The 1372-nt window shown below is 75.7% G+C and carries 1 pseudogene; it reads left to right on the top strand.

Going from position 1 to position 1372, the window contains the following annotated elements:
- A pseudogene (locus ACIQOV_RS41500) lies at positions 1–1372 on the top strand (hypothetical protein); the annotation flags it as partial.

Consider the following 1372-nt stretch of genomic DNA (forward strand, 5'->3'; position numbering starts at 1 on the left):
GCACAGGACACCGGCCCCCAGGGCGAGGCGCGGTTCACCCTGGAAATGCCGCCGACGCACGCCCCCGCCCTCCTGGTGGCGCACGCGGCCCCGGTGGACCGGATCCTCCCGGAGGACGGGGCCGGCGCGGTGTGGCGGCTGGCCGACGTCGGTCTGCTCCGCTACCTGCGGCCCCTGGTGTACCCGCTGAAGAGCGTGGTGCTCCGACCGGTCCTCACCACGCTGCTGGCCGCCGTCCAGGGCAGCACGGTGGTGGACGAGGCCTTGGGAACCGCCACCGGCGTGGCCGGTGAGCGGCTGTGCTTCGCGCGGCCGCCGACGCTCCACCCCACCGAACCCTTGGTGATCGAGGCGGAACGCGACGGGCACCGCCGGACCTGGACCTGGGTCGCCTCGCTCGCCGATTCCGGCCCCGAGGATTGGCACTTCACCCTCGTGCCCGGTACCGGACAGGCCGTCTTCTCCGTCGACACGCCCGGAGAACGGGGCCCGCGCCGGCACGGTGCGCCACTGCCCGCCGGCGCCCTGGTGCGCGCACCCCGGTACCGCACCGGAGGCGGAGCCGTGGGGAACGTCGCCGCCCGCACCGTCACCGCGCTGCGCAAGCCCCTGCCGTACATCTGCGCGGTGACCAATCCGGCCCCCGCCACCGGTGGCACCGAGGCCGAGTCCCTCCAGGACTGTGCCGTCCGGCGCCCGCTCGGCTCGCCGGTCCCCGAGCGGGCGGTCGTCCCCGGCGACTACGAGGACCGGGCGCTCGCCGCTTCGGCGGGCATGGCCCGCGTCCACCACGTCCGTCCGGCGGGCGACGACGCGTTGGACCCCGCCCACCTCTACCGGCTGTCCGACCCCGCGAAGCTCAGGGTCCGCTTCACCCTCGACGCGGGAACCGACAGCGTCGCCGCGGGCACCGAGGTCGCCACGGCCGACGGCATCGTGTTCACCACCACCGGCAAGGCCGAGCGGGCCGCCGGCCTCAAGGCCGGTCTGGCAGCCCTGCGGCTGGACCCCTTGGCGACGGGCGCCACGGACCCGCTGGCGGTGACCGGCTCCTACCAGGCGAACGGGCCGGTGGGTGGCGAGTTCCGGTCGGGCGGCCGCCTGGTGCTGGTCCTGGTGCACCTGCCGCCCGGCGAACCGCTGAAGGAGCTAACCCTGCGGGTCCGGCCCCGGGACCAGGACCGCACCGTCAAGGCCGCGGACCGGATGGCGCTGTCGGTGTTCCTGCCCCGCACCGGCACCGCGTGGTGGACCCCCGACACGCCCGCGGCCTACGCCTGTGACGTCCCGGAAGCCCTCCCCGGCGACGCGACGGTGCTGGCACACCCGATCCACCTGTCCTCGTCGCCGGACTGGCGACCGGACACCCACC

The organism is Kitasatospora sp. NPDC091257, assembly GCF_044757675.1.
GTDB lineage: Bacteria > Actinomycetota > Actinomycetes > Streptomycetales > Streptomycetaceae > Kitasatospora > Kitasatospora lactacystinica.